General features: G+C 47.5%; 10 protein-coding genes. 7 read left to right on the forward strand and 3 right to left on the reverse strand.

The genetic code is table 11. From position 1 onward, the window contains the following. The first annotated feature begins 1 nt into the window (after position 1). Positions 2 to 1,069 (forward strand): acyltransferase family protein, encoded by a 1,068-nt coding sequence (locus KNQ05_RS00770; protein ID WP_088837812.1) that lies wholly within the window; start codon positions 2 to 4, stop codon positions 1,067 to 1,069. Between the two features lie 51 nt (positions 1,070 to 1,120). Continuing rightward, the gene (locus KNQ05_RS00775; protein ID WP_235195173.1) at positions 1,121 to 1,453 is read left to right on the forward strand and encodes an Asp23/Gls24 family envelope stress response protein; all 333 of its coding nucleotides are present in this window, start codon (positions 1,121 to 1,123) and stop codon (positions 1,451 to 1,453) included. A 47-nt stretch (positions 1,454 to 1,500) separates the two neighbouring features. On the opposite strand, the gene KNQ05_RS00780 is transcribed toward KNQ05_RS00775, so the two are convergent. After that, the gene (locus KNQ05_RS00780) at positions 1,501 to 2,259 is read right to left on the reverse strand and encodes an SLAP domain-containing protein (RefSeq protein ID WP_088837810.1); all 759 of its coding nucleotides are present in this window, start codon (positions 2,257 to 2,259) and stop codon (positions 1,501 to 1,503) included. Beyond that, the gene (gene secA, locus KNQ05_RS00785; protein WP_214804285.1) at positions 2,243 to 4,603 is read right to left on the reverse strand and encodes a preprotein translocase subunit SecA; all 2,361 of its coding nucleotides are present in this window, start codon (positions 4,601 to 4,603) and stop codon (positions 2,243 to 2,245) included. The genes KNQ05_RS00780 and secA overlap by 17 nt, the downstream gene beginning before the upstream one ends. Before the next feature lie 295 nt (positions 4,604 to 4,898). Between secA and pgmB the strand changes: the two genes are divergently transcribed. Next, positions 4,899 to 5,561, forward strand: a complete 663-nt coding sequence (pgmB, locus tag KNQ05_RS00790) for a beta-phosphoglucomutase (protein ID WP_214804286.1) — start codon at positions 4,899 to 4,901, stop codon at positions 5,559 to 5,561. Between the two features lie 651 nt (positions 5,562 to 6,212). Here pgmB and KNQ05_RS00795 read toward each other — a convergent pair. Next, positions 6,213 to 7,706, reverse strand: a complete 1,494-nt coding sequence (locus KNQ05_RS00795) for an N-acetylmuramoyl-L-alanine amidase (RefSeq protein ID WP_214804287.1) — start codon at positions 7,704 to 7,706, stop codon at positions 6,213 to 6,215. A 291-nt stretch (positions 7,707 to 7,997) separates the two neighbouring features. On the opposite strand from KNQ05_RS00795, the gene KNQ05_RS00800 reads away from it, so the two are divergent. From KNQ05_RS00800 to chrA, 4 genes are read left to right on the forward strand one after another with little or no spacing between them, the layout of a single operon-like run. Then, a complete protein-coding gene (locus KNQ05_RS00800) occupies positions 7,998 to 8,399 on the forward strand; it encodes a Rok-like winged helix domain-containing protein (protein ID WP_029331484.1) in 402 nt (133 codons plus the stop codon). 57 nt (positions 8,400 to 8,456) lie between these two features. Further along, positions 8,457 to 9,500, forward strand: coding sequence for a glycosyltransferase family 4 protein (locus KNQ05_RS00805; protein WP_214766783.1), 1,044 nt, complete (start codon positions 8,457 to 8,459; stop codon positions 9,498 to 9,500). Positions 9,501 to 9,559: 59 nt separating this feature from the next. Beyond that, a complete protein-coding gene (locus KNQ05_RS00810) occupies positions 9,560 to 10,681 on the forward strand; it encodes a DUF418 domain-containing protein (protein WP_214804288.1) in 1,122 nt (373 codons plus the stop codon). A gap of 54 nt (positions 10,682 to 10,735) precedes the next feature. Beyond that, complete coding sequence (chrA, locus tag KNQ05_RS00815) at positions 10,736 to 11,902, forward strand: chromate efflux transporter (protein ID WP_214804289.1); 1,167 nt, start codon at positions 10,736 to 10,738, stop codon at positions 11,900 to 11,902. The last annotated feature ends 620 nt before the right edge of the window (positions 11,903 to 12,522 follow it).

Raw genomic sequence — 12,522 nt, forward strand, 5'->3', positions numbered from 1 at the left:
CATGAATCGAAATCCATGGTTCGACAATATTAAAGGATTTCTTGTCATTTTCGTTGTCATCGGTCATATGCTGACTGATATTCGGTTCGACTATGATGGCAAGGTACTCGAGACGGTCTATTTAATTATTTATTCGTTCCACATGCCATTGTTCATCATTTTGAGTGGCTACTTCTTTCGCGAAAACAAGTACTTACGGGTGATTCAATTATTTGCCGTCTATTGTGTCTGGCAAATTTTAATCGGGTCGTGGGCAACCTTTGGAGAAGGGTTACCCTTATTTTCCGGTCAAAATATCGGGACGCACTTGTTGCGTCCGTACTGGGCGCTTTGGTATTTGTTCGTCATGGTCGTTTGGTACATTGTCACACCATACGTCGTGCACTTGAGAGGATATATCTGGTTCGGTTTAGCGTTCGCCCTGTTATACGGCTTCGAACTTGAGAATACAGGATTCCTGGCATTACGGAAGTTAATCATGTTCTATCCGTATTTCTTATTAGGGAACTATCTCTCGGAACACGAGTTTATCCGGATTTTCGAGATGCCGAAAAATTTCAAACGCCGGATGAACGTCCGCTTACTGGGCGGACTCGCGTTTACTTCCGTCGTCGGTTTTTTATTGTTTCAAGCCTGGCGGGATACACCGCAAGAAGTCGTCGATCTTGCAAATGCCTTTAAACACCGTTTTCCTTACGTCGAACAATATGATAGCGATGCCTGGGTCGGGGTACTGAAGCATAGCGTCATCTATTTCTTATCGATCACGGCGTCACTCGGGTTCATGATGCTTGTGCCGATGCGCAGGCTTCCACTCGTGACCCGGGCAGGGGAGCTGAGTCTCTACGTTTATCTTTTACACGTCTTCTTCGTCATGGCTTGGCGACAATATGTAACGGGTGCATTTGTAACAGAACCTTGGGTCGCTTTGTTGATCATTTTTGGCGTTGCGATTTTAATCGTCGGAATCATCGTTCACCCGGCAGTTGTTCGGATGTTACGCCCATTGATTGAAATTGACATCCGTCCGATTGTCGAGAAGCGGGAAGACCTTTCAAAAAAAGGTTAAATGCTATACACTTTAAAATAGATGGATTAATAGATGAAGGGCGTGGAAAGTATGTCATATAACTTAAACAACGCGGATGGTGTCGTAAACGTTTCTCAGCAGGTAATCGAGGTCATCGCCGGAGTTGCAGTCAAGGAAACAGAAGGTATCGCATTTACGCAAGATGATTCGAAACTGCAAGAAAAACAAATGGTCAAACTCGTTAAGGTCGAAGATGTCGGAGGCGAGATTACGGTCAGCCTGGCTGTTCATATCAAGTATGGTATGTCGATCATCAAGACAGCGGGTAAAGTGCAAGAACGGATTGTGCAAGACATGGAAAACATGTTGGCATTCCCACCGAAAGCAGTCGACGTCCGCGTCATCGGATTGTTAAAAGGATAAAAAAGGAACGAGGCGCTTCGTCAGTGGACGAGGCGCCTCGTTGTTGATTAGGGGAGGTAGCGGAGGGCGAACGTTTCAGTTGCCTTTGCCGAATAGTCAAACTGGAGGCGAATGGCATATTCGCTCGTTGAAAAAACAGATACAGCGGGGTGCTCGCTCTGCGCAAGCGTCGTTTCTCCGGTCACGAGTTCGAATGCCAACTGATCGAGTGTCAAAAGCTGATTACTTGGATTACGCACTAAGACAATCGCTTCAACGGAAGTCTCTTTTTTTAGAATCGATACCGGAAGGAGCGACCAACCGTCTGTCGGAGGAATCGGGTGAGAAAAAGCGATTTGGCGGATCCGTTGGCGTTCAGTCTCCGAGAAGGACGAATCAATCAGCACATCGGTCAACAATTCGTTCGAAAAGACAAGTTGGACCGGATCAGTAAGTGAATCCAGATCGACAAACACATCTTCTTCCGCAAACTCAAGCCAAAGCGGAATTGTTACCATTGGTAAAAGGACCGGTATCTCCTCGATACTAAGCGTTTTCCGGGCAATCAACTGGTCGCCGGACAGTGCAAGAACGACTAAATCATTCAGCTGGAAAGCTTGGTCAAGTGTATTTTGGAACAAGGCAATCAAGCGCAACGGCTTGTTTTCTAACCTTTGGAAGAGGTGGATTGCCATTTGACCAGGAGCGAGTCCAGGTAGTTGTGCCGCGACGTAGCGGAAGACATACTCATCTTCTTTGACGATTGGCATATCGTCCGTGAAATAGAGCGCAGGTTGAATAACCGGTGAATCAGTCGACGGTTGCATGAAGCATTCCTCCTTCAGTCGTAACACTTTCGAAGCGACAAAGACTAGAGACAATCTGTTTTTCAAAAGTAGAAATCGCATAAGTGAAGTAGTCCATTCCTTCCTGTTCAAAGATACGAACAGGTTGTTCCTGCGCATAACCGCGAAGATGAATCCCTTCCTTCAATGAATTCATCGCCGTTAAGTGACCCGTCCACTGTTCATCGAGTGCGAGCAGCATGAAGCGACGTGCTGTTTCTTCATGGGACGCAAGATGGTCTGCCATCGTGGTCTCGGTCTCTGCAATGAGTGGAGTCAATCGTTGTTTCATTTCTTCACGCGATTCGACGCGCTCGAGCAGGACCGGTTGTTGGACGAGCTGTTCAAGTTCCGATGTCAGTAATGCCAGTGGCCATTCTTCTGGAACGAGCGCGTCATGGAGATGCTCATCGACTAAGGCATGAATGACACGAGCAGCAAAGGGCTGTACAAACCCTTCAAGGGACTCGGACTCAACAATTTGATTGCGAAGACGATAGATCGCGAGGCGTTGCTCACTGATGACATCTTCTAGCTGGACGAGTTCATCACGGACGCTCCGGTTGACGGCTTCACATGTCTCCTGCGCATAACTCATCAACTGGCGCGCCTCTTTTAACGTGACAGGACCTGCGACATCGGGAAGCTTTTTTTGAACACGGGTGAGGCGGTCTTTTGCGAAGCGGCGGGGAAGCTCGTCTTCGAGCGATAAATAGAAGCGCGTCAATCCTGGATCACCTTGGCGACCGGCCCGGCCGCGAAGTTGATTATCGATGCGGACCGACTCGTGGCGTTCTGTCCCGATGACCAACAATCCACCTTGCTGTTTGGCAGAGGCATCGAGGACGATATCCGTTCCACGACCGGCCATGTTCGTCGCAATCGTAATCCGGCCGGCTTGTCCGGCTGACTCGATGATTCGGATTTCTTGATCAACCGTCTTTGCATTCAAAATCTCATAAGGCAACTGTTCGCGCTCCAGGACGTGAGCAACTTTTAGGGATTGTTCGATTGAAGTCGTCCCGATCAATACGGGTTGTCCTGTTTGATGTGCGAGTCGTGTTGCCTGTGCGATGGCCTGATATTTTTCCTGACGCGTCAAAAAAAGGACGTCTGGTTCATCGATTCGGATTTTCGGGCGATTCGGTGAAATCGATACGACATCCATCCGGTAAGTTTTCAGGAACTCATCGCGTGAGGTCGACGCGGTTCCCGTCATACCCGAAACATGACGGTAGAGGCGGAAATAATGTTGAATCGTGATTTGGGCTGTCGTCCGGTTTTCTTCAGTCACGGTAACATTCTCTTTTGCCTCGAGTGCTTGGTGTAGGCCGTCAGATAAACTGCGCCCTTCCATTAAGCGACCTGTGAATAAGTCGACGAGGGCGATTTTATCATCTTTGACGATGTAGTCGATATCGCGTGTCAAGACGACATGCGCGCGAAGTGCCTGGATGACATAATGAAACAAGACAGCATGTTCTGCCGCAAAGAGTTGATCGACTCCGAACGTTCGCTCAATCGTCTCGATGCCTTGGTCGGTTAAGGCAACCGCTTTAATTTCATCGTCAAACGTATAATCTTCCTCTGGCTGGAACGCTTCGATGACACGACGGACGAGTTGTTGGAGCGCTTCGTGAACGGTGTCACGTTCCGCCATGATGAGGGGGGTTTTAGCTTCATCAATCAAGATGCTATCGACTTCATCGATCAGAGCAAAGCGGGGAGGGCGTTGCAACCGGTCTTCTTTGCGCATGACGAGATGGTCGCGAAGGTAATCAAAACCGAACTCCGTTCCGACTCCGTATGTAATATCGGCAGCGTAGGCGGCTCGCTTCTCGTCAAATGATAAGTCGGAATGATTGATGCCGACCGTCAGTCCTAAAAAGCGATGGATTTGTCCGATTTGTTCCGCGTCACGGCGGGCCAAATATTCATTGACGGTGATGACATGGACGCCTTGCCCGTACAGACTCTGTGTAAAACTGGCGAGCGAAGCGACGAGGGTTTTTCCTTCCCCGGTCGCCATCTCGGCGATATGTCCTTCAAGTAGCGATAGGCCACCAATCAGCTGGACATCGTAATGGCGGAATCCGAGCGTCCGCTTACTCGCTTCCCGAACAAGCGCAAATGCAGTCGCAGTAATCGCTTCGACCGACTCACCCGTCTGAAGACGTTCTTTTAAAGAAGCGGTTAAGCGGCAGAGTTCGTCATCGGTCTTCTGTTGCATTTCCGCTTCTAGACTATTGATCGACAGGACGATTTTTTCATAACGTCGCATCCGGCGGCTCTGTTCGTCGAGCAGTTGTTTGACACGTTGAAACATACTGAGTCACTCCTTCAATTCCGATTCTAAAACTAACCTGATTATACCAGTTAAAAAATGTAAAACGAATAGTAAAGAGATAAAAAACGAAAACATTTATGCTTATTTGAAAGCGTTATCAATGTAAACTAATTTTTCCAGATAACTTCAAACGGTCTAAATGAAGAAATTTTTGATAACGCTTGCAAAGAGGTGTGTGAAGAGGTAAAATATTTCTTGAGGCAAGTGCAATCGTTTGCGCAAATCATTCGATTTCTTGTCTTTCATGTACGATGGATGAAAGGATGGATGTCGGATGGCACCAACGATTGAAGCGGTTATTTTTGACTTAGACGGCGTGATTACCGATACAGCCGAGTATCATTACTTAGCGTGGAAGCAACTCGGAGAGGAGCTTGAGATTCCGTTCGACCGGGATTTCAACGAAACACTTAAAGGTGTAAGTCGGACCGATTCGTTAGAGCGGATCTTGGCGCTCGGTGGAAAGCAGCATGCTTTCACGGAAGCCGAAAAAAACGCGCTTGCGACGAAAAAGAACGAGCACTACGTCGAGTTGATTCAACATATCTCAGAACAAGATCTTCTTCCGGGAATTATTTCGTTCTTGGATGAAATTCGGGTTGCTGGGCTGAAAATCGGTATGGCGTCGGCTTCGAAAAATGCGCTGACAGTCGTTGAGGCACTAAAGGTTCGACACTATTTCGATGATATCGTCGATGCGGCAACAGTTGCTCAGTCTAAACCACACCCTGAAGTGTTTTTACGGGCAGCTGAAGCGCTTGACGTCGATCCGAGTCGCTGTATCGGTGTAGAAGATGCAGCAGCCGGTATTACGGCCATCCACGCGGCAGGCATGTATGCTGTCGGCGTCGGACCGGAAACGACGTTACATGAGGCAGACTATCGTGTCGATTCGACAGATTTGCTTTCCCTTGAGCAAATCTTAGCTAGTCGCTAACGACAACGTTCCATTCCCTGATGGTTCGTTGTTTCATCTGATTGATCTCTTTTCATGTGAGGAAAAGGACCGCTTCCCTGAGCGGTCCTTTTTGCGTATAGACAAATTAAGCGGTTTTTAATCTTAACGGATGGTGAGAAGTTGCTTTCCTGCTTCTTCTCAAAACAAATTTTTTTCGCAATATTGGGAGATAAAGCGTCTTTTTTCGTTGCTTTCCTCGGGCGAGGCGCAAGCCGTTGCTCCTTGGTCCTCACGGCCAACGAGCAGGGTCTTGCCTGCCTCTGAACGTGCGTTAAAAACGCACTTTTTCCCGTAAGAGTCAACGAAATATGACGCTTTTTAGCTAATACCGTGACCAAAAAGCCGGGCATGGAGACGTTTTAGAGCGCAATCCGTTTCGAATCGCTTAGAACCGCGAAAAGCAATCGGTCGCGACCCTGCAGCTTTGCTGTAGCGGCGCGGAAGATTGCCGCTTTGAAGACGAGGCGAGACAGGGAAGCGCGAACGGATTGCATTTCCATACCATATGTTTACGCTTTTTAATAGTTTGTCTACACGCTGAACGCTAAAAGGATTGCGCATCGGTAGATGGCAATCCTTTTTTGTGATTGTATGTCATATTTTTTAGTCGGCTCGAAGTGTTGTGGAAAATTAAAGTGTCGCGAGAATTCCATCTGCGATCGCTTGTGCGTAACGTGCCTGATAGGCAGCGTTCGTTAATTTCGAACGATCCGTGCTGTTTGAAAGAAATCCGAGTTCTGTCAAAACGGCGGGAGCATTCGTGCCTCGGATGACCGCTAAGTTACCGAAATCCACACCGCGATTTCGCATACCGGCATAACTGACCAGCCGTTGTTGAATCGCATTTGCTAACTGAATGGATGTTGATCCGTTATAGTAATAGTTTTCGGCACCGGAAGCGCTCGTAGCGTTTGAGGCATTAATATGGATGCTGACGAATCGAGCAGTTGCATGTGAGTTCGCCATGACGCTCCGGTCGGTCAATGTCGGATAATAGTCATTCGTATACCGCGTTAATTGTAAATCGACTTTTCCTTCGAGAAGGCTTGCGACCTGACGCGCGACGGCGAGGACGATATCGCGTTCTGTTAGTCCGGCCCGTGTAGCACCGGGATCATAACCGCCATGACCAGGATCAAGGACGATCAATGGTCGATTCGAAGGAGCGGGTTGAAAGAGGGTTAAATACATCGACTCGACATAACCGGAGCGTCCGTCCGCTGTCTTGACCGCGACATAACCACGTGTTTTATGTGTACTGTTTGAGACGACGACCGGCGTACCGCGTCCGAGACGAGCGAGTTGGCTGCTTGAAGAAGACGGACCGGAGCGTAATGTGACCGTACTACCTGAGCTGATGAGGACATACATTTTTGAACCGCTGTAATCGACGCTCGCCGTGGAAGAAGAGGCGGGAGAAGAAGTCCCTTTTTTCAAGTAAGTACCGATGACATAACCCGTCGATCCGTTATAGGTCACTTTATGCCACGCGCCACTTGTAGATAGCGACTGAACGATGTGAGCTTTCGGAATCGTCAAGATCAGTTTCCCGGATGCACTCGGTGCGGTACGAAGATTTAACCGTTCGGTTGTTGTATAAGCAGTCGTTTTCGATGTTGTCGAAGCCGTGACTTTTTTTAAGTAAGAGCCGGAGACGTAGCCGGTTTTATTACTGTACGTGACTTTGTACCAGTTTCCGTCTTTATAGCTTGAGCTGATTTTTTTACCTGTTGGAATCGTCAACAGCCGTGTTGAAGAAGTCGTCGCTGCTTTGCGTAAAGAAAGTGCTGCGGTTGTTTGATAAGTTGTCTTCGCGAAAGTAGTCCCCGTGGCGACTTTCTTTAAGTATGTTCCTAGCACGTAGCCCGTCTTTCCTTGATAAGACAGTTTGTACCAATTCCCTTTACGATAAGAGGAGCTGATCTGTGTGTTTTTCGGAATCGTCGTCAACTTTTTCGACGTGGTTGTATTGGATGTCCGAAGATTTAAAGAATCTGTTGTTTTATAAGTCGTTTTCGTAAAAGAAGTACCGCTAGCTGCCGATACTAAAGAAGACGGAAACGCAACCGTGAGTAGAAGCAAAAGTACTAGTGCAAACGACAATATTTTAGTTAATTTGTCCATTAATTTTCCAGTCTCCTTTTGTGTAAAATCAATAGTTAGAACACCTTTACGAATAAAATAAGTGCTTTTGAGATAGTTTAATTTATAATTTATATGTTCCGTTCTAGCTCCTTTCTGTTAATATGAGGTGTAACCATTGTATCGGGTGTTTGATGAAAATATTACAGGATAATTAAATATTTAAAAAAATTATATATTACACAGACAATTTATAGTCTGTAATATTTCAATAAACATACAATTGAAACATAATTGAAATATTTATGTTTAATTTTGGAAGGTAGGGTAAACATGGGAACGAGTGAACACATTTATCGTGAGTTGATGGAGATTGAAGAGGAATACCGCCGTCTTCAACGGCGTGCAGAATACTTGATTGCAGAGTTGAGTCGTGGTGCTGGAGAGTATTCAAAAGAAATCGCCGTAGCACAAGAACGCCCTCTAAAACAACGGCGTGTCAATCAGCGTTACCCGCTTGAAGTGTACGTCCACCAAATCAGTGATTTGATGCGTGAACGTGAATCGATGTCGGCACGTGACATTCAAATGGAACTTGAATTACGTTACCGTCATCAAATCAGTAACATCTATCAATTGATGGCGAAAGTCGAGCAAGCGAACCCGGCAATCAAAAAGGTTGGCCGTGGGATTTATACATATGATCCGTCTGCTGAAGTCCCAATCTTCATGTGAGCCGCTCGTCGGCTCTTTTTTTTTATGATATAATTCGCGCAGGAGCGTGATGTTATTATGTTATGGACTGCGTCCATCGTCTGTTTTATCGCGGCCTTACTGATCACACCCGTCGTAAAACGCTTTGCGATTGCAGTCGGTGCCGTTGACAGTCCGGACGCGCGAAAAGTACATGTGCGAATCATGCCACGTCTAGGTGGTTTGGCGATTTATATCGCGTTCATGATTGGCTATTTTATTTTGCAACCTTCGAGTCCCTATGCGACTCATATTCTAGTCGGAGGATTCGTCATCATTTTGACGGGGGCCTTCGACGACCGATTCCAATTGAATGCCCGGTTGAAACTGATGGGACAAATTGTTGCTGCCGTCATCGTCTTAAATGGAGGTATTCGAATCGAATTCATCAACTTGCCGTTTGACCAGCAACTGTTTCTCGGTTGGTGGAGTGTGCCGTTGACGTTTCTTTGGGTCATCGGGATTACGAATGCCGTCAACTTGATTGATGGACTGGATGGACTCGCAGCCGGTGTCTCGAGCATCGTGTTGTTGACGTTGATCAGCCTCGCTGTCATCCAAGGAAATGTTTACGTGACGATCGTCGCAATTTTACTCTTGATGAGCACGCTCGGCTTTTTGTTCCACAATTTTTATCCGGCGAAGATTTTCATGGGGGATACAGGGGCATTGTTCCTTGGATACATGCTTGGTGTCTTATCGTTACTCGGTTTTAAAAACGTGACCTTGTTCTCGCTTGCCGTTCCCGTCATCTTGCTCGGGATTCCGATCTCCGACACGTTGTTTGCAATCGTCCGGCGTGTTCTTCAAGGGAAACCACCGTTCGCACCAGACAAAGCCCACCTGCATCATCGTCTGCTCGATCTTGGATTTACGATGCGCCAAGCTGTGCTCGTGATTTATGGGTTGTGTGCGATTTTCGGCATGACGGCGATTTTATTTTCACAAACGAATTCCGTCGGGGCACTCGTTTCGTTAATCATGTTATTGATTGTGCTCGATATCTTAGTCGAATCGCTGGGACTACTTGGCGAACGCTATCGTCCGTTATTGAATTTACTCGAACGACTTACATCAAAATGACCAATCAGCCGCTCAAAATTTGATTTTTGGGCGGCTGATTGACGATTAAGGAGACTATTATGAATCCGATAGCGGAAAAAGAACGGATTATTTATTTGGATGTCCTCCGTGGTTTTGCACTGTGTGGGATTTTGCTCGTCAACATGCCGAGTTTTCTCGGGGAACGGTTCGTGTCCGATATGGGACAAGTCGACCGATTGCTCCGGCTTTTCTTTGATTTGTTCATTCAAACGAAGTTTTATACGTTGTTCAGCGCGTTGTTTGGTGCTGGCTTTATCCTCTTCATCGACCGGCTCCGTCAAAAAAAGCGTTCGTTGTGGATTTTTGTTCGCCGTTTGACGATTTTATTTGCGATCGGTCTCATTCATTTATTGTTTTGGGAAGGTGACATTCTCCAAACGTATGCGTTTTGCGGATTCCTTTTGTTGCTCTTCGTCAAAACACGACCGCTGACCAAACTCTTCATCGGTCTTGCCCTCCAACTGTATACGGTCTCTCTCTATCTTTCAATTTATCTCTTTGCTCAATCAGAAGGCGATCGTTCCATCATTGAACCGGACGGTCGATTGACCGATCTTGTTGCTGGACGTGATCTCGGAGGTTATTTCATTTATCATGCGACCGTCCAATTGCCGGATGCACTCGGAAATACGTTGATGCTTTGGCCGGAAATTTTATCTCTCTTTTTAATCGGCGCCTATTTGATGGAACGCTTTTCAGTGCGGCCACCGACAACACGATTACTCATCGTAGGGTTCCTCGTAAGCTTGATTTTGTCACTCCCTGCACTAACGCAAATTATTCGCGTTCACCAAGGGCAGGTTGCAGATGGACTAATCAATTACTTTTTCGTCTGGTTATCCGGACGGACGCTCGCCATTACTTATGCGACAGGCATCGCCTTGGTCGTTCGAGCCGGGTTGCGAATGGAAGGGTTCCGCTTGCTCGGACGGATGGCGTTGACGAATTATTTGACGCACACACTCGTTTTTACAGTCCTTGTTTTCTTATCCGGGACATACGGCACGATTCCGCTGTGGCAAGGGACGTTAGGAGCTCTCATCTTATTAGCCTGCCAAACGTTTTTCTCGCGTTGGTATTTGCGACACCATCACCAAGGGCCAATCGAAGCATTGTGGAGAAAGGGGACATACGGAAAACAAAAGTCGACTGAATTGTAAGCTGTCACAAAAAATTTACAAACGTTTCGTATACTAGGTGTTGGAGGTGGAGAAATGAGTAGATGGATAGAAATCTTCATCGTCTCTTTGAAGCTCGGCTTGACATCGTTCGGAGGTCCTGTCGCGCATCTCGGATACTTTTATGAAGAATACGTCAAACGAAGGAAGTGGATTGACGAGAAAGGCTACGCCGATCTTGTGGCACTTTGCCAGTTTCTTCCCGGTCCGGCATCGAGTCAAGTCGGGATGGGAATCGGGTTGATTCGTGGTGGCGTCGTCGGTGCAATCATTTCCTTTATCGGGTTTACATTACCGTCGAGTCTGTTATTGATCATGTTCGCACTGCTTGCGACAACTTACGATTTGACCGATGCGGGATTCATTCACGGTCTGAAACTCGTCGCGGTGGCGATTGTTGCCGATGCTGTACTCGGAATGGGGATAAAGCTTGCTGTTGGACCGAAGCGGTTAGCGTTGATGTTGCTTGCGCTTGCAGGTGTCTTAATCTTCGATCATCCGCTTGCGCAAGTCGGTGTCTTACTACTGGCGGCATTGTTCGGATTACTCTTGTTTAAAGTTGAACCACAATCTGGTCAACCGTTAGCCATTCACGTATCACGCGTGTGGAGCATCAGTGCGCTCATACTCTTTTTCGGTTTGTTAGTCGCGACACCAATTTTAGCAACGGTGGCGACGGGAAACGTGCAGCTTGCGAGCATCATGTACAATGCCGGTGCACTCGTGTTTGGGGGCGGTCACGTCGTCTTACCGTTTCTCAACCAGGCACTCGTACCAGGATTTATGGACGGAACGAACTTTCTGGCGGGGTATGCCGCGGCCCAGGCCGTTCCCGGTCCACTCTTTACATTTGCGACCTACCTCGGGACGGTCATTTCAGGTGTGTCGGGTGGTCTGCTCGCGACATTGGCGATTTTTTTACCCGGTTTTCTGCTCGTGATTGGCGTCGTCCCGTTTTGGGATCGCGTCCGGATGAATAAACAAGTCGGACGGATGTTGATCGGCGTCAATGCAGCAGTCGTTGGTTTGTTGTTAGCCGCCCTATATGACCCCATCTTTACATCGAGCGTCGAGACGGGTCTCGATTTCTTCGTCGCCTTCGGGCTCTTTTGTTTACTTCGTTTTTATAACCAGTCGCCGTTACGCATCGTTTTACTTGGAGCAGTGATTGGAATGGTGTTAAGCGGGATTGGTCTCGCTTAACACAGAGGAGTGTCTAACCGGCCGTTACTTCATCTAGGTATGATACAAACTAAAAACGCCCTGTCTTTCTAATAGACAGCGCGTACAGCGTGTAGACAAACTCTTATGAAGCGTCAACATGCGATAACGAGAGACAATCCGGTCGCGCTTCCCTGTCTCGCCTCGTCTTCAAAGCGGCAATCTTCCGCGCCTCTACAGCAAAGCTGCAGGGTCGCGACCGATTGCTTTTCGCTTTAAAAGCGATTCGAGACAGATTGCGCCCTAAACCGTCTGCATGACTGGATTTCCGTCATAGTGTTACCTAAAAAGCGTCACGTTTCGTTGACTCCTGCGGGGAGAAGTGCGTTTTTAACGCACTTTTAGAGGCAGGCAAGACCCTGCTTCTTGTCCGTTAGGATCAAGGAGCAACGGCTTGCGCCTCGCCCGAGGAAAGCAACGAAAAAAGACGCTTGATCTCCCGATGGCACTTTGTCTACAGCCTGAACGCGCTGTCTTTCTAATAGACAGCGCGTAATCGTTTTGGACAAGGAATGCGAACTTTTCCATATGTGACTTGGATAGGTTTCAAGACGGCATGAGCGAAAAGTACGGAAATAGAAATGGCCGATGATTCCATAAAA

The organism is Exiguobacterium sp. s125, assembly GCF_018618605.1.
Taxonomy (GTDB): domain Bacteria; phylum Bacillota; class Bacilli; order Exiguobacteriales; family Exiguobacteriaceae; genus Exiguobacterium_A; species Exiguobacterium_A oxidotolerans.

What these genes read in the sequence shown, in the direction of transcription:
- KNQ05_RS00770 (WP_088837812.1), top strand. Translation starts at nt 2, where the DNA reads ATGAATCGAAATCCATGGTTCGACAATATTAAAGGATTTCTTGTCATT.
- KNQ05_RS00775 (WP_235195173.1), top strand. Translation starts at nt 1,121, where the DNA reads ATGTCATATAACTTAAACAACGCGGATGGTGTCGTAAACGTTTCTCAG.
- KNQ05_RS00780 (WP_088837810.1), bottom strand. Translation starts at nt 2,259, where the DNA reads ATGCAACCGTCGACTGATTCACCGGTTATTCAACCTGCGCTCTATTTC.
- secA (WP_214804285.1), bottom strand. Translation starts at nt 4,603, where the DNA reads ATGTTTCAACGTGTCAAACAACTGCTCGACGAACAGAGCCGCCGGATG.
- pgmB (WP_214804286.1), top strand. Translation starts at nt 4,899, where the DNA reads ATGGCACCAACGATTGAAGCGGTTATTTTTGACTTAGACGGCGTGATT.
- KNQ05_RS00795 (WP_214804287.1), bottom strand. Translation starts at nt 7,706, where the DNA reads ATGGACAAATTAACTAAAATATTGTCGTTTGCACTAGTACTTTTGCTT.
- KNQ05_RS00800 (WP_029331484.1), top strand. Translation starts at nt 7,998, where the DNA reads ATGGGAACGAGTGAACACATTTATCGTGAGTTGATGGAGATTGAAGAG.
- KNQ05_RS00805 (WP_214766783.1), top strand. Translation starts at nt 8,457, where the DNA reads ATGTTATGGACTGCGTCCATCGTCTGTTTTATCGCGGCCTTACTGATC.
- KNQ05_RS00810 (WP_214804288.1), top strand. Translation starts at nt 9,560, where the DNA reads ATGAATCCGATAGCGGAAAAAGAACGGATTATTTATTTGGATGTCCTC.
- chrA (WP_214804289.1), top strand. Translation starts at nt 10,736, where the DNA reads ATGAGTAGATGGATAGAAATCTTCATCGTCTCTTTGAAGCTCGGCTTG.